Source organism: Pseudomonadales bacterium, assembly GCA_041395665.1.
Taxonomy (GTDB): Bacteria; Pseudomonadota; Gammaproteobacteria; order Pseudomonadales; family UBA7239; genus UBA7239.
The window spans coordinates 54,113-74,821 of record JAWLAB010000008.1 but is presented as its reverse complement, the minus strand read 5'-3'; the positions used below and the strand labels follow the sequence as shown (position 1 = coordinate 74,821).

Genomic DNA, 20,709 nt, shown 5'->3' with positions numbered 1-20,709 from the left:
AATGCTTACGCCCCTTCCTCCACCAACGCCGCAATCGCTGCCAGCGCCTCTGGATCTTGCTCTTTCAGTTTGTTGGCGATGGTGTGCTGGAAGAAGTAGCGGAAGTCTGCGCTTTCCTGCGCGCTGTACAAATTATCCGCACCGGGCAACACAGGGGTTTGGTAGGGCTTGCTGCCGTCTACCAACATGGCGTGAATTTCGCCATTGCACTGCAATTGCCAACTAATCACTTCCGTGAGCAGCAGGGTGTTGGGTTGCTGTGATGCCAGTACTGCATGAGTGCCGATGTTGTCGGGAATTTCCTGCACCACTTCGCGCTCGTGGCTGCAATGAAATTGGTAGTAGCTTGCGCTGGTTTCCAATTCGATAATTTTGTGTTCCGGCGCATCAAAAAAGATTTCGTCGATGCCTGGATCGTAGTAGCCCTCAAAATGCCCTTCCAGTGGATCTTCAATCTCTGGGCAGGGCACGATGCTTTTCATCCAAGGCACTAAACCCACCACTTCGCCATCTTCGCGCAGCGCCCAACAGAGGATGCGCAGCGAAAAAAACTTCCCTGGATGCGAGCTGTTGCTGTACAGCATTTCCAAGCCGTCGAGTTCGGGCGCGAGGCGGATAAATTGCGAGGGAGAAGGACGCTGCCGCGCTTTGTGCGCGAGAAAGTCGATGACATTGCTGGCTGTGCCGGTTTCAGGATGGTCAGGCTTACGCATGGCTACCTCCGAAGGTGGAATAAGCGCGTGGCGACTGCGCGATAGGGCGCAGCCCTGTAAACTGTGTTCCACTGGTTTCACACTACCGATATTTGTAGCAAACCACAATACTTGCCGTTACAGAATCACATAAACCACTTCATGTTGTCTTTTTGCCAGAATTCAAGCCTGCCGATGGCTGCGGATATCGAACGCGTTTTTAACGCGGTGTTTGCCGATGCGTGGAATACCGTGTTGATCGGCGGTGCGGCAGAGCCGTTTTATCGTCCGGCGGATGCAGACGATGCGCGCCATCGCATTTTTTATCGCGAGAATTTTGTATCGAGCAGTTTGCATGAAGTAGCGCATTGGATGGTGGCGGGGGAAGCGCGCCGCCTGCTGCCCGATTGGGGCTATTGGTACGTGCCGGATGGTCGCGATGCAGCGCAACAACAAGTGTTCGAACAAGTAGAAGTGAAGCCGCAGGCACTGGAGTGGCTGCTGCATGCAGCGTGTGGTCTGCGCTTTCGCGTGAGCTTGGATAATTTGAGTGAAGGTGCGGGCGACGGTAAAGATTTTAAAGATCGCGTGCATGCACAAGCCTGCCAATATTTGCGCGAAGGTGTGCACGAGCGCATGCAGATTTTTTATGCAGCGTTGGCACAAGAATTTGGTGGCGTGGCGATGTCTGCGCTGTCATTGTCGCGAAAATCTTTGGATTAAAAAATTGAGAAAGCAATGAAAATTGTCATCGATGAAAATATCGCTTACGCCAAACATTTTTTTTCGCATTTTGGCGAATTGGTTTTTTTAGCAGGGCGAAGTATTTCAGCAGCGGATGTGCGTGATGCGGATATGCTATTAGTGCGTTCTGTGACTAATGTTGATCAAAATTTGTTAGCAGGCAGCGCCGTAAAATTTGTTGGTAGTTGTACGATAGGTACAGATCATGTCGATCTGGACTATCTCAAAAAAGAAGGCATTCATTTTGCTTTTGCACCAGGCTGCAACGCGCAAGCGGTAGTGGAATATGTGCTTGCTGCACTGAATGGCTTGCAAGTGGATTTGAAAACCGCGCGTGTCGGTGTGGTGGGCTGCGGTAATGTTGGAGGGCGTTTATTGCGCTGCTTGCGTAAGTTGGGTGTAAATGCGGTTGGCAACGATCCATTTTTATCCAATACGGATTTTCCATTGGTGGATTTAGAGGCAGTGATGCAGTGCGATGTGATTTGCCTGCACACGCCGCTGACAAAAACGGGCGAACATCCTACGCATCATTTATTCAATGCCGAGCGTATCCATCAGTTAAAAGCGGGAACAGTTTTGCTGAATGCTGGGCGCGGTGCCGTGATTGATAATGCAGCATTGCTGCAGCGCTTGGAGCAACAGCAAGATCTGCAAGTAGCGTTGGATGTATGGGAAAACGAACCGAAAATTAACGGTGATTTATTGGCACAAGTGGCTATCGGCACACCGCATATTGCCGGTTACAGCGCGGAAGGAAAATTGCGCGGCACAGAAATGGTTTATGAGGCGCTGTGTGCATTTCTCCAGCAAGCACCCAGCGTTGCGCCTGTCGTATTGGATGGCGACATAAAGCCGTACGAAATTTTTGAAGACGATGCCGCGCTGCGTGAGCAATATCCGGTGGATGGCGCATTGGCGTTTGATCGCTTGCGCAAGTTTTATCACCCGCGCCGCAAATGCGGTCTCTGAGTGTTTTTAGATTGCCAAACCTAATCGTGCTGGCTAGAGTGACGCCGCTTTTATTGATGCCTACCTTGCTATGACGCCTCTGCAACGCTACCAACAAGATTTGCTGCGACCGGATTTTGTCGCCGACGCCGCACAAAAAATTGCGGTGGAACATTTACAGCGTTTGTATGACGAGCTGATGGCATCGCGCAATGACGGCAATGTGTTCGCGCGTTTATTGCGCCGCCATAACAAGCCCTGTCGCGGTTTGTATTTTTGGGGCGGCGTAGGGCGCGGCAAAACCTATTTGATGGACACTTTTTTCGAGGCGCTGCCCTTTCCGCAAAAAATGCGTCTGCATTTCCATCGTTTTATGCGCCGCGTGCATCAAGAATTGCGCACGCTGAAAGATCAGAAAAACCCGTTGGATGTCGTGGCGGATCGTTTGGCTAAAGAAACGCGCATCCTATGTTTTGACGAATTTTTTGTCTCGGATATTGCCGACGCAATGATACTCGGCAACTTGATGGAAAAACTGTTTGCGCGCGGCGTGAGTTTGGTGGCGACCTCCAATATTGTTCCTGATCGTTTGTACGAAAATGGCTTGCAACGCGAACGCTTTTTGCCAGCGATTGCCGTGTTGAAAGCAAATGTGGATGTGGTGAATGTGGATAGCGGCACGGATTACCGCTTGCGCACGCTGGAGCAGGCGAAGCTGTATCACTGGCCTTTGGATGCGGCAGTGGACACCATGTTGTCGGACAACTTTGCTGTGCTGTCGAATCGTTTATGGCGCGAGCAAGTGGATCTGGAAGTGGAAGGGCGCATTATTCCTGCGCGCCGTGAAGCGGAAGGTATTGTGTGGTTTGATTTTGCCGCGCTGTGCGATGGTCCGCGCTCGCAGAATGACTACATTGATCTGGCGAGCGAGTACCACACGGTGCTGTTGTCCAATGTGCCGGCGTTGCACAAAGGCATTGATGATCAAGTGCGCCGCTTCATCAATCTGGTTGATGAGTTTTACGATCGCAATGTGAAGTTAATTATCTCTGCCGAGAAACCACTGGAATCACTCTACAGCGGCGGCCGTCTCACTTTTGAATTTCAACGCACGCAGAGCCGTTTGTTGGAGATGCAATCTCATGAATATTTGGCACGCGAACACCATCCTTAGCCATTGATTTCATTGTCTGAAATGCCCCTTTCTGGTAGGCTGACTTCCCGTCTTTGAGGTGATTTGCGCCGCTGTTTTTCCTCTACCGCGCAGCACCTAGTCAAAACAATTCATTAGCGAATAGCGTGTCCAGTTGCTTTCTAAGTGGCTGGAATGCAAGGGTTTTTTATGACGCGTTTTATTTTTGTCACTGGCGGCGTGGTGTCTTCTCTCGGCAAGGGGATCGCTTCTGCGTCACTGGGTGCCATCCTTGAAGCGCGTGGCTTCAAGGTCACTATCATGAAGTTGGATCCGTACTTGAATGTGGATCCAGGCACCATGAGTCCATTCCAGCACGGTGAGGTTTATGTCACCGAAGACGGTGCCGAAACCGATCTCGATCTCGGTCACTACGAACGCTTCCTGCGCACACGCATGAGCCAGCGCAACAACTTCACCACCGGCCGTGTGTACGAAACCATTTTGCGCAAAGAGCGCCGTGGCGATTACCTCGGCGGCACGGTGCAAGTCATCCCGCATGTCACCGATGAAATCAAACGCCGTGTGTTGGAAGGCGCGGGCGATGCGGATATCGCCTTGGTAGAAATCGGCGGCACGGTCGGCGATATCGAATCACAACCGTTTCTGGAAGCGGTGCGTCAATTGCGCGTGGAATTGGGCAGCAATCGCTCACTGTTGATGCACTTAACGCTAGTGCCTTACATCGCCACTGCCGGCGAAGTGAAAACCAAACCGACACAACATTCGGTGAAAGAATTGCGTTCGATTGGTTTGCAGCCGGATATTTTGTTGTGCCGCTCTGAAATCGAAGTGGACGAAGATTCGCGCCGCAAAATCGCGCTGTTTACCAATGTTGATTTCCGCGCCGTTGTCGCGCTGCCCGATGCAAAAACCATTTATGCGATTCCGCGCTTGCTGCACGAACGCAACTTGGATGACATCGTGGTGGAGAAATTGCATTTGCAAGCCAAGCCTTGTGATCTCGGTGAATGGGATCGCGTGGTAGACGGTTTGATGAAACCGCAGCACGAAGTCACTGTGGCGATGGTCGGCAAATACATGGAATTGCTCGATGCGTACAAATCGCTCAATGAGTCTTTGATGCACGCCGGTATTCATACCTCTACCAAAGTGACAGTGCGTTACATTGACTCCGAAACCGTTACGCCAGAAACCGTAGAAAAATTGCTCGGCGATGTCGACGCGATTTTGGTACCGGGTGGTTTTGGTATTCGCGGTGTGGAAGGAAAAATTCTCACAGTAAATTTTGCGCGCACCCGAAAAATTCCGTACCTCGGTATTTGTTTGGGCATGCAAGTTGCGGTGATTGAATTCGCGCGCAATGTGTTGGGTCTGGCAAAAGCCAATAGCACTGAGTTTGATAGTCACACGCCAGATGCAGTCATTGGTTTGATTACGGAATGGAAAGATGCCTCTGGCGCAGTTGAGCAGCGCAACGAAGATTCTGATTTAGGTGGCACGATGCGTTTAGGCGCACAAGTGTGTCATTTAGTGGAAGGCTCACTGGCACGCACGGTGTACGGCGCAGGACAAATTCGCGAGCGTCATCGTCATCGCTACGAAGTAAATAATCACTATGTCGAAAAATTAAAGCAGGCCGGTTTGCGTTTTGGTGGTTTGTCGGAAGATCGCACTTTGGTGGAAATGATCGAAATTCCCGATCACCCTTGGTTTGTTGCTTGTCAGTTCCATCCTGAATTTACTTCGACGCCGCGTGATGGGCATCCGTTGTTCCGTCACTATGTAGAAGCAGCGTTGGCGTATCAGCAAGGACAGCAAGAACAGAAAGGAAAGCAAGAACAGAAAGGAAAGCAACAATGACAGCGCAAAAAACGGTCAGCATGTCTAGCATTGATGTCGCCAACGATAAACCGTTTGTGCTGTTTGGCGGCATGAATGTGTTGGAATCGCGCGACATGGCGCTGCAAGTGGCAGAGGCATATGTCAAAGTTACTGCGAAGCTTGGCATTCCTTATGTGTTCAAAGCCTCGTTTGATAAAGCTAATCGTTCGTCGATGTTTTCTTTTCGCGGTCCTGGCTTGGATGAAGGCTTAAAAATTTTTCAAGAAATCAAAAAAACTTTTGGCGTGCCGGTGATTACTGATGTGCACGAGCCAGAGCAGTGCGCACCAGCGGCAGAAGTGTGCGATGTGATTCAGTTGCCAGCTTTTTTGTCGCGCCAAACCGATTTAGTGGTGGCGATGGCAAAAACTAAAGCGGCGATCAATATCAAAAAAGCGCAATTTCTTGCGCCGCATGAAATGCAACACATTCTGAAAAAATGTAACGAAGCGGGCAATGACCGCTTGATGTTGTGCGAGCGCGGTTCGTGTTTTGGTTACAACAATTTAGTGGTGGATATGCTTGGTTTCGGCATCATGAAACAAATGGGTTATCCCGTAATTTTTGATGTGACCCACAGCCTGCAAATGCCAGGCGGTCGCGCCGATTCTGCCGGCGGTCGCCGTCAACAAGTAGTGGAATTGGGTCGCGCGGGCATGTCGCAAGGTATTGCTGGTTTGTTTCTTGAAGCGCATCCCGATCCCGATAAAGCAAAATGCGACGGCCCTTGTGCACTGCCACTCGATAAATTAGAAGCTTTTCTCAGTCAAATGAAAGCGGTGGATGATTTAGTCAAAAATCTTCCCGCACTCACTATTGCGTAATTTCAAGGAGATTTCCTATGAGTAAAATTATCGACATCAAAGCGTTTGAAGTTTTAGATTCACGCGGCAACCCAACGGTGATGGCAGAAGTCACGGTGGAAGGTGGCTTTGTCGGTAGCGCCTGCGCGCCTTCTGGTGCGTCAACGGGTTCGCGCGAAGCGTTGGAATTGCGCGATGGTGATAAAGCGCGTTATCTCGGCAAAGGTGTGTTGAAAGCGGTAGCGAATATCAACACCACGATTCGTGATTTGCTGTTGGGAAAAAATGCCAGTGAGCAGCGCAACATCGACAAAATTATGATTGACGCTGACGGCACAGAAAACAAAGCCAAGCTCGGCGCCAACGCCATTCTTGCGGTTTCTTTAGCTGCGGCAAAAGCAGCGGCGGCAGCAAAAAATATTCCGCTGTACCAACATATCGCTGAAATTAACGGCACGCCCAATCAATACAGCATGCCAGTGCCGATGATGAACATTATTAACGGCGGCGAACACGCTGACAATAATGTTGATATTCAAGAGTTTATGGTGCAGCCCGTCGGCGCGCCCAATTTTGCAGAAGCATTGCGCTGGGGCGCGGAAATTTTTCACGCACTGAAAAAAGTATTGCAGGCGAAAGGTCTGAATACAGCCGTGGGTGATGAAGGCGGTTTTGCACCTAACTTGTCATCTAATGCGGAAGCGCTGGCGGTGATTAAAGAAGCGGTGGCGAATGCTGGCTATCAATTGGGTAAAGATGTGACGCTGGCGCTCGATTGTGCCTCATCTGAGTTTTACAAAGATGGCAAATATGTTTTGGCGGGCGAAAACAAATCCTTTGATTCAGCGGGCTTTGCGGATTATCTCTCTGGTTTGTGCAATGACTATCCCATTATCTCGATTGAAGATGGTCAAGATGAAAGTGATTGGGCTGGCTGGAAATTGCAAACCGAAAAGCTGGGCGCAAAAGTGCAATTGGTGGGCGATGACTTGTTTGTCACCAACACTAAAATTTTGAAAGAAGGTATCGAAAAAGGTATCGCCAATTCTATCTTGATCAAGTTCAATCAAATTGGTTCTTTGAGTGAAACTTTGGATGCAATTGCGATGGCGAAAAAAGCGGGCTACACCGCAGTCATTTCGCATCGCTCTGGCGAAACAGAAGACAGCACCATTGCCGATCTCGCGGTGGCGACGGCTGCCGGTCAAATCAAAACCGGTTCACTGTGCCGTTCTGATCGCGTGGCGAAGTACAACCGTTTGCTGCGCATCGAAGCAGAACTGGGCAGTAAAGCGCCGTATCGCGGTCGCGCAGAGTTTCGCGCTTAATTGCGGCTTGACCCACAATGAAATGGGTCGTTTTGATTTTGCTGGTGTTGCTGGGCTTCCTGCAGTACCGCCTGTGGGTGGGTGAAGGAAGCTTGGCGCAAATTGCCGAATTGAAACGCGATATTCAACAACAGCAATTAGAAAACGCACATTTGCGTTCGCGCAATCAAGCCTTGGCTTCAGAAATTGAGGCGCTTAAAAACGGCAGCAGTGTGGAAGATCGTGCGCGCCGTGATATGGGCATGATTCATAAAGATGAAACCTTCGTGTTGATTGTTGATGAGCAGGAAAAAGCGCGCAATGGCAACAAACAGCGTTGAACCGCATTTGTTTGCTGTGATTCCTGCAGCGGGTTCTGGCAGTCGTTTTGATGCGGACGAGCTCAAACAATATGCCTTGTTGCATGCAACGACGGTGTTGGAGCGCAGTGCAGCAATACTGCTAAAACTACCCGCACTAAAAAAATTGGTGATAGCGATACATACTAATGACACGCGTGCTGCGTCGTTGTCTGGCTTGCAAGATGCACGCGTGCAATTTGTTGTGGGTGGAGAAACGCGCGCAGATTCTGTGTTGTCTGCATTGACGGCTTTGCAAAGTGTTGCAGCAGATGATGATTGGGTGTTGGTGCACGATGCAGCGCGCCCCTGCCTCACAGAAAAACATTTACGCCTGTTGATTGATACGCTGTCACAGGATGCAGTGGGCGGTATTTTGGCAGTGCCGACGACGGATACTTTGAAGCAAGTGGAGAATAGCGCGGTTACTAAAACTGTAGATCGCAGCGCAATTTGGCAAGCGCAAACACCGCAGATGTTTCGTTTCAAATTATTGTTCGATGCACTACAGCAGGCTCGCATCGAGAAAAAAAATATTACGGATGAAGCGTCAGCGTTGGAGTTGGTGGGGCATGCAGTGAAAATCGTGGAAGGCACACGCAGCAATATCAAAATCACTTATCCAGAAGATTTATCCTTAGCGGCGTTTTATCTTGAGCGTGGTGAGTCGGTATGAAAATACGCATCGGGCAAGGTTACGATGTGCATCGTTTTGGTGAAGGCGATCATGTGATGTTGTGCGGTGTTGCTGTGCCGCATGAGCAAGGTTTGATTGCACATTCAGATGGCGATGTTGCGTTGCACGCTTTGTGTGATGCGCTGCTCGGCGCGTTAGCGCTCGGTGATATAGGTCAACATTTTCCTGACACGGATGCAGCGTACAAAGGCGCAGACAGTTGTGCTTTGTTGCAGCGTGTTTATCAATTGATTAGTGAAAAAGGTTGGCGCTTGAGTAATGCAGATATCACCATCATCGCGCAAGCGCCGAAAGTGTTGCCGTATCGCGAGCAAATGCAGCAGCGCGTTGCGCAAGTGATGAGCGTTGCGTTGGATCAAATCAGCGTCAAAGCCACCACTACAGAAAAGTTGGGTTTTGAAGGGCGCAAAGAAGGCATTGTGGCACAAGCAGTTGTGTTACTCGAATCACTTTCTCCATAAACCTTCTTATGCAAAAACCGTTGTTCGATTTGCAATTCCCTCACGCGTTTCCTGAGCTGGATATTCACGCTATTTTTCGCCAGCAGCCGAGCGATTTTTTTGTCGATGAACAGCTTGGTTTTGTATTGTCGGGCGAAGGTGAACACTTGTGTTTGCATATCGAGAAAACCGAACAAAATACCGTGTTCGTTGCCAAGCAGTTGGCAGAGTGGGCCGGTATCAAATTAATGGATGTCGGCTACTGCGGTTTAAAAGATCGCCGCGCGATTACACGGCAGTGGTTCAGTTTGTATATCGGCAAACGCGTGTTGGATGCATCGCAGTTGCAACTAGAAGGCTGCACGGTTTTGGCGACAAACATGCATCACTGTAAGTTGCGCCGAGGCATACACGCGGGCAATGCGTTTGTGATTCGTTTGCGCGATGTGCAGGGCGATGTCGATGCATTGGAACAGCGCTGGCAGCAAGTGGTGGCGCAGGGCGTGCCGAATTATTTTGGTGAGCAGCGCTTTGGGCGCGGTGGCAGTAATTTGCAGCAGGCGGAGGCATTGTTGCCAGTGCATGCCAAGCAGTGGCGCGAGCGCAAACATCAATTTGCGGTCTCTGCCTTGCGCTCGTGGTTGTTCAATCGCGTGTTAGCGGATCGCGTGCAAGCAGGCGATTGGCGGCAGTGCGTGGAGGGCGATCCGGAAGTGGTGGCCTCTGCTCCTTTATGGGGTCGCGGTCGCGCTAAAAGTCAGGGAGAGTTGGCAGTGCGCGAGCAAAACTTGTTAGCACCGTACGCAGCGTTCTGTGAAAAGCTGGAGCATGTGGGCTTGCAACAAGAAAGGCGAGCGCTGTTATTGCCCGTTGCTGAGGCGCACTTTCAGCGCGAACAAAATGATGTAGTGTTGTGCTTTACATTGCCTGTAGGTACTTATGCTACGGCTGTGCTGCGTGAGTGCTTGCAGCTGCAAAATGTGCAGACAGCGAGCAACGAAACCGCTGTGATATAGTTAAAAGATAATGGTATGGGTAGTTTGGCGTGAACGATTTCAATTTTGATGGACGAGGCATGACATCGCGACGCACGCGCGATCGTTTGATTGAACGCTTGATGGATCAAGGCATCTGCAATTTTGAAGTGATCAATGCCATTCGCGAAACACCGCGCCACATTTTTGTTGATGATGCACTAGCACATCGCGCTTATGAAGATGATGCGCTGCCTATCGGTTATAACCAAACGCTGTCGCAGCCGTATACCGTGGCGCGTATGTCGGAGCTGCTGTTATCACGCGGCCCTCTCAATCGCGTGTTGGAAATTGGCGCGGGATCAGGTTATCAAACTGCTGTGCTCGCACAATTGGCGAAAAAAGTTTACAGCATGGAGCGTATCGAACCACTGTTGGAAAAAGCAAAACAGCGTATGCGTTTGTTAAAACACGACAATGTTTTTTTGCGTCACGCAGATGGTGCGATAGGCTGGGAAGAAGCAGGGCCTTTTGACGGTATTTTGTCAGCTGCAGCACCCTTAGAAATTCCACAGCGTTTATTGCAACAATTAGCACCAGGTGGCGTATTGATTTCGCCGGTGGGTGGTGATGAGCAGCATTTGGTGATGGTGGTGCGCGATGCAGAAACCGGTGAGTACGAACACATGCCCATCGAGCCTGCGCGTTTCGTACCTTTTGTGCGCGGTGTGGTACGCAGTTAATTAATCGTTTAATGAAAAATTAATGAGTAAGAAATGGAGCAAATAATAGTGAGACGCAATGCAATGGCAGGATCGTTTTTATTATCGTTTTTCTTGGCATTGTTATCCGCATTGGTGGCCGGCTGCCAGAAGCCAGCAAAACTACCACCCATCGAGCAGATGGCGCAGCCGCCCAGCATTCGTTTGAATTATCACATCGCAGCGCGCGACGATTCACTGTATTCCATCGCTTGGCGTTATGGCGTGGATGCGCGTGAGTTAGCGCAGCGCAACCGTATTGCTGCGCCTTATCGCTTACATGCGGGGCAAAAAATTATGTTGGCGGAGAGTGATTCCGCTACGCGTCTTGCCGAGTCACGTGCAGTGTCCACACCGCGCGGTGTCAAAGTGACGGCGGTACAAGATGATCAGCCTGTTGTAGAGGTGGCGTCCTCCACAGCATCTACTTCCAGCGGTGTTCGCGAAGTTTCAACGCCACAAACTAGCGGAACAAATAGCGCCGCTACTAGCAGTGTGGCAGCGTCAACTACTGTTGCATCAGGCAGTAGCGGGCAGTGGTTGTGGCCAACCAATGGTCGCGTGATCACACTATTTTCTGCCAACGATCCTTTGCGTAAAGGCATCGATTTAGAAGGTAAGCAGGGTGATCCTGTAAAAGCAGCAGGATCTGGTTCTGTGGTGTATGCGGGCAGTGGTCTGGCGGGTTACGGTGAGTTGCTGATCATCAAGCATGACGATCAGTTTCTCAGTGCTTACGGACACAACAGCAAGCTGTTAGTTGCCGAAGGCGATACGGTGAAAAAAGGTCAAGTGATTGCGCATGTCGGCTCGACCGGTGCGGATAAAACCAAATTGCATTTTGAAATCCGCAAAGCAGGCAAGCCGGTAGATCCATTACTGTATTTGCCGCGCCGATAATTGTTTTACAAATGATTATCGCGTAACTGTTGCAAGCCTTCACTGGACGCAGAAAAAATACCGTACTCGGTAATTAAGCCGCTGACTAAACGCGCAGGCGTGACATCGAACGCATAGTTGGCAGCGTGTATGTGTTCTGGCGTGACGCGAATATGTTGCACGGTGCTGTTGTTGGCTTGCACACCCAGTACATGCGTCAATTCAAAACTGTCGCGTTCTTCGATAGGAATTTCACGCAAACCGTCGCGCACTGTCCAATCAATCGTTGAAGTGGGCAGTGCAACATAAAAGGGGATGTTGTTATCTTGGGCGGCGAGTGCTTTGAGATAAGTGCCAATTTTGTTGCACACATCGCCTTGCGCAGTGGTGCGATCGGTGCCGACAATGCATAAATCCACCAGGCTGTGTTGCATCAAATGACCGCCCGTGTTGTCCGTAATATAAGTGTGCGGCACACCGGCTTGCTGCAATTCCCACGCGGTGAGCGCGCCTTGAATACGCGGGCGTGTTTCATCGACCCACACATGCACAGGTATGCCCGCCAAATGCGCTTTATAAATGGGCGCTAATGCTGTTCCCCAATCGACGGTGGCAATCCAACCCGCGTTGCAATGCGTCAAAACATTCACAGTGGGTGATTGGTTTTGTGTTTGTTTTTTTTGATGAATCGCTTCAATCAAAGTCAAGCCATGTTCGCCAATGGCCGAGCAAACACTGACATCTTCTTCGCAAATTTTTTGTGCTTCTAATAGCGCGGCTTTTGCTTTTTTTCCATAAGGTGTCGATGCAATGGAAGCGCGTACGCGTTCTACTGCCCAACGCAAGTTGATTGCAGTGGGGCGCGTAGCAATGAGTTGTAGTGCAGACGATTCTTCGTGTTCCGGTGAATCATCTACACGCAGCGCAAAATACAAACCGAAAGCAGCGCAAGCGCCGATCAACGGTGCGCCGCGCACTTGCATGCTGGCGATGGCGTAACAGACATCGCCCAAGCTATTGAGCTGCAATTGTTTGATTTGATGCGGCAATAAAGTCTGATCAAAAATAACGGCACTGTCTGTGTTCGCATCATGCCAAATGCTGCGGTAGTAAGTGTCTTGGATGTACATGGTTCTGCCTAATCAATATCAGTAACGGCCGAGATCTTCTTCCACTACAGGAATAGTTTTTTGCGGTGTTACTCTTTTTTCTGGTGAGGTTTTTTGAGGTTGTGTGGTAGGTGGTAGCTCTTCAATCTTGGCGTTTTTATCTGCTGTACACATTAAGTAAAGACGAATATCCGTGATGGATTTTCCGTGGCGGAAGGCAAAAACGGCTGTTTGCTGTGGCGCAACAGATTGGTCTTGCGCTTTGGTTACTTCTTGGCGATTGGTGATCATTTTTGCATCGCAAATAACGGGGATGCGGTCGTGATTGGTCGCGTACAGCGTGGTTTTAACGACGCCGCTTGATACAAAGTAGTTAATGGTCATGCCTTCAAGTTGTGTAAGAACTTGGTACCTTGGCCCGTCGGCAAAACTTGCGGTGCTGACAAAAAAAGCCAAGAGGGAAAGGAGGAGTCGGTTCACGGTCAGCGATCCTTGAAGGCAAGCATTTGCAGGGCGATCAGTATAAAGGTGAATACTGAAGTATTGATAAAGGTCAGTATCGCCTCCTATTCGCTGCATACAATGGCGTTCGGCACAGTAGTGCAGCGGGCATCGGATTGTCGCAGTGAGTATCGGCTGGCAATCTGTTTATAATGCGGCGCTTTGCCGTATTCGAGAAATGTTGAGTGGAGGCCTTATGGCGTACAGAAAGTTTGAATGTGTAATTTGTGGCTTTATCTACGACGAAGAGAAAGGCCTGCCAGAAGAAGGTATTGCGCCAGGCACTAAATGGGAAGATGTACCCGATGATTGGGAATGCCCAGAATGCGGCGTCAGCAAGTACGATTTTGAAATGGTACAAACTGCCTAATCCACAGCATTACACTGCACTACGGTAAAGGTCGCTTCGAGCGGCCTTTGTTGTTTTTGTCGTTTACATCCTAAAGGGTGCCTTTTGCTAGCGCTAAAATCCCCAACTTCTCGCTGCCCGAATCCTCTTTCGTATTGGGTGCTGTTGCTCACAGTGACATCGTACGGCGTTGTTAACAGCGTGGTGTTTAGTCTGTTGCCGTTGATTGGTACTGATTTGGGTTTGACGACGCGACAAATTACTCTGATTGGCAGTTGTGCTGCGTTGATGGTTTTTCTAGTGAGCCCATGGTGGGGCAGGAAAAGTGATCAGTGGGGACGGCGCACTTCTATCTTGATTGGCGTCGGCGGTTATTGCTTCTCCGCATTGTTATTAGTGCTGTTTTTTACACTGAGTCAGATGCAGCTCATTGCCGTGGATACGCTGTATTACGGCGTTTTTGCCAGTCGGTTACTGCAAGCATTTTTGATTGCGGCGATGCTGCCAGCCATCACCGCGTATGTCATCGATATTACTTTGCCGGACGAACGCGCAGTGGGTTTGAGCCAAACCGGTGCAGCGCATGGTGTCGGTGCCATTGTTGGGCCGTCACTGGTGATGTTGGGCGCTTGGTCACTGTTAGCGCCTTTGTATGCTGCGGTTGTGTTGGCGCTGTGTATTGCCGTTTTAGTGGCTAAGTTTTTGGTGGAGCCGACGCGCCATGCCTCGACTGCACAGCATCATGAAGCGCCAGCTGGGAAGCTCGGTTATTTTGATGTGCGTTACCGTCATTTGTTGTTGGTAGGCGTTATTGTGTATTTGGGTATGTCTGTCTCTACACAGATGATGGGTTTTTATCTGCCGTATGTCACAGGGCGTGATGCTTTGAGTTCCGCAACACTGCTAGGCATCACGCAAGCGCTCATGGCTGGCGCCACCGTGTTTGGGCAGCTGATCTTGGTGCAGCGATTGGGATGGTCGCCATCAAAACTGCTGCAAGTGGGAATTCCATTGATGGTATTGGGCTTTGGCTTGTTGGCAATAGCGACGGGCGTGAGTCTTTTGTGTGTGAGCGTTGTGTTGCTGGGTTTGGGCTTAGGGATTACAGGTCCGGATTTTCAGCGGCGGTCTCGCTGAGCGTGGAAGCCAATGAACAAGGCGCGATTGCTGGCTTTTGGCTGCGTGCCCTGCGTTGGGTTATGTCATTGGCCCTTTTGGTGCGGGCGTATTGTATGAGTGGTATCCCCGAGCGCCTTTTGTTGCGGTGGTTATTTTGTTATGTGGTGCTTGGATGTTGCTGCAATACCACGGGAAGCCTAAAAGTTATTAGAGGTTTAGCTGGTCTTACTTCGGTTTACCTGTAGAAGGTGTGCGGTAAGATTGGCCAGTCTTGTTGGCGGAGGAAGGCCGACAACAAGATGGCACTACCTTAGTAAGCTACGAATATTGAGTTCCTCGCAAGTAGAAAGTCTCGCCAGCAAAAAACCGGTCAATCGGCTTTGCGGTACCTGCTTCTGCTGGCACAGCTTTATGGTATGCCGCATTGCTTGGCGCTGTGCGTCGAGATGGTGTTGGCATGTTTTACGTAGATGATTCAGGGCACATAAGAATGAGTAAAAGAAACGCGTCCTCTCGGGCTTTAGTCGCGCTGTTGCGCGGAGTTACAGCAACAACGGTATTACTGGCAACCTGCATGGTGGCCACCGCGCAAGAAACCTCAACCGGCAGCCAGAAACCAGCGATTAAAAGCGAGAAAGTGGCACAGTCACTTTTATTGGATATCGCGCGTGCGGGTGATCGACTGGTTATTGTCGGTGAACGAGGGCATATCGCCACTTCTGATGACAATGGCAAGACTTGGCAGCAATCAGAAGTTCCTACGCGATCTATGATCAACGCAGTCTTTTATATCGCCAACAGACGGTTGGGCGGTTGGCCACGACGCCTTGGTGCTGCATACCAGTGACGCTGGTAAAACATGGGCAATCCAATTAGATGGTTTGAAATTTACGCGCAAGCTCATGGCTAGCAGTATTCCCGTGCTAGAAGAAAAACTAAAGGAATTAGAAAAAATAAGGCCGCAGCAGAAGATCAGCTAGAGGGGCTGAGTCAATCAACGGGTGAAGAGACTCCTGAAAGCGTTGATGGTGAGGACGCCGCTGACACTGCGCACGCTCAAGTAGAAGCCATGGTGGCAGAACTCGATGACAAAATTTCTAGTGTGGAAGCTGATCTTGACGACGCTAAAGCCGCATTGACTCACACAGTCGCTAACCCACTGATGGATGTGTGGTTTCGCGATGCGCAAACCGGTTTCGCTGTCGGTGCTTTTGGCGAATTTATTACCACCACAGACGGTGGTGTGACATGGGCTAGCGTTGCTGATCGCTTAAATAATCCTGATAAAAACCATCTCAACGCCGTCGTGGGTCAGGGAGATCTGATGTATATCGTCGGTGAAGCGGGGCAAGTTCTCCGCAGTACCAATGGCGGTGTCAATTGGACGCAATTGGAGTCCCCGATCCAGAAAAAGGCTCATTTTTTGCGATCAATATCGTTTCAGAGAGCGAAGTGTTTATTGCCGGCTTACGCGGTGTGATGTATCGCTCATTGGATCGCGGCAACAGCTGGAAGCAAATTGTTGAGACACTGCATAAGAATATCAACACCGCATTGTTTGTTGATAAAGATACGGTGTTAGCGGTAGGTAACGATGGTGCTTTTTTAAGAAGCCGCGATGGTGGCCGCACTTTTCAAGAGAATATTCGCAAGAACAGGCTGACTGTTGCATCGGTCGCTGTGGCAGCAGATGGCAATTACATTCTTGTTGGAGCGGGCGGTGTGGAGATTGTGCCGCCAGCCAGTTTGTAATTGTTACTCCTGTTGATAATTCGATAAAACAATAACTTTAAGCTAGAGGTTGAGCAGTATGGCTGGAGCAGCGCGTCAATACGGTGAGCCGTACCGTTACGGTGACGAAGAAAAAAGAATGGAGAAACTGATCTTTAATCGCCGCCCCATGTGGCTGGTGATTATTTCAGTGTTGACGCTTTATTTCGGTTTTGAAATGACCAGAATCAAAATTGATGCGCGGTTTGAAAAAATGCTGCCGATGCAGCATGAATATTTACAAAATATGTTTAGTCGCTTGGATGATCTAACGCAGAAAGGTCTATCTTTCAAAATCGCGATAGAAAATACACAAGGTGATATTTTTGAGAAAGAGTATCTGCAAGTTGTGCAAAATGTGCACGACAAAGTGTTTAATATCAATGGTGTTGACCGCACTTCATTGCGCTCAATGTGGGCGCCATCCGTGCGCTGGCAGGCGGTAACGCCACAGGGTTTTGATGGCGATCGTTTGATTCCTGGTGAATATGACGGCAGCGCAGAAAGTTTAGAGCGCGTTAAACTCAATGTGTTTCGCTCTACAGAAATCGGTCGACTGATTTCAGATAACTTCAAATCTTCTATTGTGGAGTCGTATGTTTATTCCACTTACCCCAGTGATGATCCTGAAAGAGGGCATGCGACGGGCGACACGATCGATTTCCAAGATTTAGGCGATATTTTGGAAAGCATCCGTACGGATATCGATAAACAGTACGGCGGCAAGTACCGCGTTTATATCATCGGTGAACCTAAAATGATCGGTGATTTCATTACAGGTTCCAGTCAAATTGTATTCTTTGGTGCGATAGCCATCGTGCTAACCATTGTGCTTTTGTATTTATATGCTCGCTGCTGGCGCGCAGCATTGATGCCGTTGCTAACTTCGGTTATCGCAGTTGTTTGGATGTTGGGCATTTTGAGCGTGATGTCAGAATTTAGTGTCCCTTACGGCAATGTGCCTGTAAAAGTAAATGGCGTGCTTGAAAATGTGGAGGTCTTTTCTGGGATAGGGCTGTTCTCAATGCTGGTGCCGTTTTTGCTGGTGGCTATCGGTGTTAGCCACAGTGTGCAGTATGTGAACGCAATGGCTGTCGAGATGGCGAATGGACACAACAAGTTACAAGCCAGCCGTCGTGCTTTCCGAACCAACTACTTGCCTGGCATCACTGCGTTGCTGACTAACGCATTCAGCTTTTTAACGATGGTGTTGATTCCTATTTCAGCCATCAAAGAATTGGCCTATACAGCTTGTATCGGCACCGCAGTGCTGATCGTATTAAAATTAATGTTGTTGCCTATTCTCTTGTCTTACTCGGGCATTGCTCCATCCGGTGTAAAACATATGCAGTTGAGCCAAGAAAATGATTCTTTTATCTGGTTATTTTTGGCGAAGTTTACGGAATCAAAATGGGCCATTATTTCGCTAATTTTTGCGGGAACATTGGCTGTATATAGCGTTTACGAAAGACAATTTCTAAAAATTGGTGATATTGCGGAAGGTGCACCAGAGTTGCGACCTGACTCCACCTATAACAAAGATGTCAAATTTATCACTTCAAATTATGCAACCAGTTCTGATTTATTTGTCACTATGGTGACAACGGCGCCGAACGATTGCTTTAAGCAAAAAAACATGGAAGCCATGGATGATTTGGAGTGGGTGCTTAATAATACTGAAGGTGTGCAAGCTACCGCATCCGCTGCGTTTGTCGCCAAAAACTTTATTGCGGGTTTGACTGAAGGTCATATCAAATGGATGGCTTTGGGGCGCAACCAAGAAGCCATTGATGGCTCTTTTAGCATAACTTCGGATATGGGGCTGGTTAACGAAAAATGTAGCTTTGCTCCCGTTGTGGCTTTTTTGAAAGATCACAAAGCTGAAACATTGGATCGCGTTGCTAAAGTCGTTAAAGACTTTGCTGATCAACACAATACAGCAGAAGTACAGTTCAGATTGGCTACAGGCAATGCGGGTATTGCTGCTGCAGTTAACCAAGAAATTCATTCGGCACAAAATAAAATGCTGTGGTTGGTTTATGCCGTGGTCGCTGCGCTGGTGTTCTTCACCTTCCCATCCATTAAAGCGATGCTTTGTATCTTAGGCCCGTTGGCATTGACCTCAATTTTATGTGAAGCATTGATGGCAAAACTGGGTATCGGTGTAAAAGTTGCCACGCTGCCGGTTATCACTTTAGGCGTTGGTGTTGGTGTGGATTACGGTATTTATATCTACAGCCGTATGGAAGGCTATTTTAAAGAAGGCAAATCATTGCGTGATGCGTATTTGCTGACATTAAAAACGACTGGCAAAGCCGTCAGTTTTACCGGCTTAACTTTGGCGTTGGGTGTGGCCACTTGGTATTGGTCTGCAATTCAATTCCAAAAAGATATGGGTATTTTGTTGGTGTTCATGTTCCTTTGGAACATGGTGGGTGCACTGACGCTGCTTCCTGCCTTGGCGCATTTTTTGCTGCCTAAAGGCGGCAAAGCAGCGACCTGATGTTGTTTTAATGTTTTGATAAAAATGACTAAAGCCCGTGGTCTGCACGGGCTTTTTATTTGTAACGATTACCCAAATTGATTAAAGAAAAGGAGTCATCATGTTTGATTACATCGTCATTGGTGCAGGGTCGGCAGGTTGTGTATTAGCTGCGCGATTGTCTGAAAACACACAACATAAAGTGCTGCTGTTAGAGGCGGGTCCAAAAGACAATAATCCTATGGTGCATATGCCAGGCGGTGCTGCGGAAGTATTAAAAAGCAACAAAATGAATTGGCAGATGTACACCGTGCCACAGCCTGCATTGAATAATCGCAAAATTTATGTGCCGCGTGGAAAATTGTTGGGCGGGTCGAGCAGCTTGAATGGCATGGTTTACATTCGCGGCAATCAATGGGATTACGACCATTGGAGCGAGTTGGGCAATGCCGGTTGGTCTTATAACGAAGTGCTGCCGTACTTCAAGCGCTCCGAAGACAATGTGCGCGGCGAGTCGCGCTACCACGGTGTGGGTGGTGGCTTAAAAGTTTCTGACGCACCTTGCGATAATATTTTGTACGACAAATTTATTGCAGCGGGTTTAGAGTTGGGCTACTCAGCAACGGATGATTTTAATGGCGCGCAGCAAGAAGGCTTTGCACGCTATCAAGCCACTTTGCGTAACGGAAAACGCTCCAGTTCTGCAGTAGCTTTTCTTACGCCGGAAGTGCGTAAGCGTCCTAATTTGACGATTGTGACTGGCGCACATGTCACGCGAATTTTGTTGGACGGCAATCGCGCAACGGGCGTGGAGTATCAGCAGGGTCGCAAGTCCTGTTTAGTAGAAGCGAAACGCGAAGTGGTGTTGTCGGCAGGTGCTATCAAGTCGCCACATATTCTGCAAACTTCAGGTATTGGTCGTAAAGAAGATTTAGAACGCGCCGGTATCAAAGTACTAAAAGATCTGCCAGGTGTCGGTCATAATTTGCAAGAGCATTTGGATATTTTGGTCAACTACACTTGCACCAAGCCAATCACAATGAATGCTGCAGCAACGCAAATTCCACTGCAAATTAAAACAGCCTTTGAATATTTTGTGCTCGGCAAAGGCATTGCTGCTTGCAACATGATTGAAGCGGGCGGTTTTGTGAAATCATCGTCTGATTTAGCGATTCCTGATATTCAGCTGCACTTTATTCCGATTCTGATGCACGGTTTGATTGATCCAATCCCTAAGCAACACGGCATGTCAATTCACGCTTGTCAGCTGCGCCCGCAGAGTCGTGGCTCTGTCACACCGGCGAGTGCGGATCCGTTTGCATCACCCTTGGTGGATTTTAATTTTCTCGACAATGAGCACGATTGGAAAGTGATACAACGCAGCTATGAAATTGTGCGCGATATTGCACAAGCCAAAGCGTGGGATGGTTTGATGGGCGAGCCATCGCGCCCAGATAAACATTTAACGGATGAAGGTAGAATCCGTGAGTTTTTGCGCCAAGTGTGCGAAACGGTTTATCACCCTGTTGGCACCTGCAAAATGGGATCGGATGAACAAGCCGTTGTTGATAATGAATTGCGTGTACACGGGATTGAAGGATTGCGCGTTGCAGATGCTTCCATCATGCCAACATTAATTGGCGGCAATACCAACGCGCCTTGCATGATGATCGGTGAAAAATGTTCCGATCTCATTCTCGGTCGTAAGTTGCCTGCTGAGGCTTGATGCTAGGTA

At 49.1% G+C, this 20,709-nt stretch carries 22 protein-coding genes; 19 read left to right on the top strand and 3 right to left on the bottom strand.

Going from position 1 to position 20,709, the window contains the following annotated elements; genetic code table 11:
- Nucleotides 1–5: 5 nt before the first annotated feature.
- A complete protein-coding gene (locus R3E63_10235) occupies nucleotides 6–713 on the bottom strand; it encodes a hypothetical protein (protein ID MEZ5540301.1) in 708 nt (235 codons plus the stop codon).
- Nucleotides 714–887: 174 nt separating this feature from the next.
- On the opposite strand from R3E63_10235, the gene R3E63_10230 reads away from it, so the two are divergent.
- From R3E63_10230 to R3E63_10175, 12 genes are all read left to right on the top strand, one after another.
- Nucleotides 888–1,415, top strand: a complete 528-nt coding sequence (locus R3E63_10230) for an elongation factor P hydroxylase (GenBank protein MEZ5540300.1) — start codon at nucleotides 888–890, stop codon at nucleotides 1,413–1,415.
- 15 nt (nucleotides 1,416–1,430) lie between these two features.
- Entirely contained in the window at nucleotides 1,431–2,408 is a 978-nt protein-coding gene (locus R3E63_10225; GenBank protein MEZ5540299.1) for a 4-phosphoerythronate dehydrogenase, read from the top strand.
- A 70-nt stretch (nucleotides 2,409–2,478) separates the two neighbouring features.
- Nucleotides 2,479–3,561, top strand: coding sequence for a cell division protein ZapE (gene zapE, locus R3E63_10220; protein MEZ5540298.1), 1,083 nt, complete (start codon nucleotides 2,479–2,481; stop codon nucleotides 3,559–3,561).
- Between the two features lie 168 nt (nucleotides 3,562–3,729).
- The gene (locus R3E63_10215) at nucleotides 3,730–5,403 is read left to right on the top strand and encodes a CTP synthase (GenBank protein MEZ5540297.1); all 1,674 of its coding nucleotides are present in this window, start codon (nucleotides 3,730–3,732) and stop codon (nucleotides 5,401–5,403) included.
- Complete coding sequence (kdsA, locus tag R3E63_10210) at nucleotides 5,400–6,248, top strand: 3-deoxy-8-phosphooctulonate synthase (GenBank protein MEZ5540296.1); 849 nt, start codon at nucleotides 5,400–5,402, stop codon at nucleotides 6,246–6,248. The genes R3E63_10215 and kdsA overlap by 4 nt, the downstream gene beginning before the upstream one ends.
- Before the next feature lie 17 nt (nucleotides 6,249–6,265).
- Nucleotides 6,266–7,555: a phosphopyruvate hydratase gene (eno, locus tag R3E63_10205; protein ID MEZ5540295.1), complete on the top strand. Its 1,290-nt coding sequence runs from the start codon at nucleotides 6,266–6,268 to the stop codon at nucleotides 7,553–7,555.
- Between the two features lie 17 nt (nucleotides 7,556–7,572).
- Nucleotides 7,573–7,875 carry a cell division protein FtsB gene (ftsB, locus tag R3E63_10200; protein ID MEZ5540294.1) on the top strand — a complete coding sequence of 101 codons (303 nt, stop codon included), beginning with the start codon at nucleotides 7,573–7,575 and terminating at the stop codon, nucleotides 7,873–7,875.
- Nucleotides 7,856–8,569 (top strand): 2-C-methyl-D-erythritol 4-phosphate cytidylyltransferase, encoded by a 714-nt coding sequence (ispD, locus tag R3E63_10195; GenBank protein ID MEZ5540293.1) that lies wholly within the window; start codon nucleotides 7,856–7,858, stop codon nucleotides 8,567–8,569. The genes ftsB and ispD overlap by 20 nt, the downstream gene beginning before the upstream one ends.
- A 2-nt stretch (nucleotides 8,570–8,571) precedes the next feature.
- On the top strand, nucleotides 8,572–9,051 hold the full coding sequence (gene ispF / locus R3E63_10190; protein MEZ5540292.1) for a 2-C-methyl-D-erythritol 2,4-cyclodiphosphate synthase: 480 nt from the start codon (nucleotides 8,572–8,574) through the stop codon (nucleotides 9,049–9,051).
- A gap of 8 nt (nucleotides 9,052–9,059) precedes the next feature.
- Nucleotides 9,060–10,046 carry a tRNA pseudouridine(13) synthase TruD gene (locus R3E63_10185; protein ID MEZ5540291.1) on the top strand — a complete coding sequence of 329 codons (987 nt, stop codon included), beginning with the start codon at nucleotides 9,060–9,062 and terminating at the stop codon, nucleotides 10,044–10,046.
- Between the two features lie 59 nt (nucleotides 10,047–10,105).
- Nucleotides 10,106–10,747 carry a protein-L-isoaspartate(D-aspartate) O-methyltransferase gene (locus tag R3E63_10180; protein ID MEZ5540290.1) on the top strand — a complete coding sequence of 214 codons (642 nt, stop codon included), beginning with the start codon at nucleotides 10,106–10,108 and terminating at the stop codon, nucleotides 10,745–10,747.
- A 48-nt stretch (nucleotides 10,748–10,795) separates the two neighbouring features.
- Nucleotides 10,796–11,665 (top strand): peptidoglycan DD-metalloendopeptidase family protein, encoded by an 870-nt coding sequence (locus tag R3E63_10175; protein MEZ5540289.1) that lies wholly within the window; start codon nucleotides 10,796–10,798, stop codon nucleotides 11,663–11,665.
- Nucleotides 11,666–11,670: 5 nt separating this feature from the next.
- Here R3E63_10175 and mtnA read toward each other — a convergent pair whose 3' ends face one another.
- Both mtnA and R3E63_10165 read right to left on the bottom strand, forming a co-directional pair.
- Nucleotides 11,671–12,774, bottom strand: a complete 1,104-nt coding sequence (gene mtnA / locus R3E63_10170) for an S-methyl-5-thioribose-1-phosphate isomerase (protein ID MEZ5540288.1) — start codon at nucleotides 12,772–12,774, stop codon at nucleotides 11,671–11,673.
- 18 nt (nucleotides 12,775–12,792) lie between these two features.
- Nucleotides 12,793–13,233 (bottom strand): hypothetical protein, encoded by a 441-nt coding sequence (locus tag R3E63_10165; protein MEZ5540287.1) that lies wholly within the window; start codon nucleotides 13,231–13,233, stop codon nucleotides 12,793–12,795.
- A 217-nt stretch (nucleotides 13,234–13,450) separates the two neighbouring features.
- On the opposite strand from R3E63_10165, the gene R3E63_10160 reads away from it, so the two are divergent.
- The 7 genes from R3E63_10160 (at nucleotide 13,451) to R3E63_10130 (ending at nucleotide 20,700) form a co-directional block, all read left to right on the top strand.
- A complete protein-coding gene (locus R3E63_10160) occupies nucleotides 13,451–13,624 on the top strand; it encodes a rubredoxin (GenBank protein ID MEZ5540286.1) in 174 nt (57 codons plus the stop codon).
- Between the two features lie 138 nt (nucleotides 13,625–13,762).
- Nucleotides 13,763–14,740, top strand: coding sequence for an MFS transporter (locus R3E63_10155; protein ID MEZ5540285.1), 978 nt, complete (start codon nucleotides 13,763–13,765; stop codon nucleotides 14,738–14,740).
- 472 nt (nucleotides 14,741–15,212) lie between these two features.
- Complete coding sequence (locus tag R3E63_10150) at nucleotides 15,213–15,569, top strand: hypothetical protein (GenBank protein MEZ5540284.1); 357 nt, start codon at nucleotides 15,213–15,215, stop codon at nucleotides 15,567–15,569.
- Nucleotides 15,570–15,791: 222 nt separating this feature from the next.
- Nucleotides 15,792–16,202: a YCF48-related protein gene (locus R3E63_10145; GenBank protein ID MEZ5540283.1), complete on the top strand. Its 411-nt coding sequence runs from the start codon at nucleotides 15,792–15,794 to the stop codon at nucleotides 16,200–16,202.
- Nucleotides 16,175–16,474, top strand: coding sequence for a hypothetical protein (locus R3E63_10140; protein ID MEZ5540282.1), 300 nt, complete (start codon nucleotides 16,175–16,177; stop codon nucleotides 16,472–16,474). The genes R3E63_10145 and R3E63_10140 overlap by 28 nt, the downstream gene beginning before the upstream one ends.
- Before the next feature lie 58 nt (nucleotides 16,475–16,532).
- On the top strand, nucleotides 16,533–18,995 hold the full coding sequence (locus R3E63_10135) for an MMPL family transporter (GenBank protein MEZ5540281.1): 2,463 nt from the start codon (nucleotides 16,533–16,535) through the stop codon (nucleotides 18,993–18,995).
- Between the two features lie 100 nt (nucleotides 18,996–19,095).
- Nucleotides 19,096–20,700, top strand: coding sequence for a choline dehydrogenase (locus R3E63_10130; protein ID MEZ5540280.1), 1,605 nt, complete (start codon nucleotides 19,096–19,098; stop codon nucleotides 20,698–20,700).
- The last annotated feature ends 9 nt before the right edge of the window (nucleotides 20,701–20,709 follow it).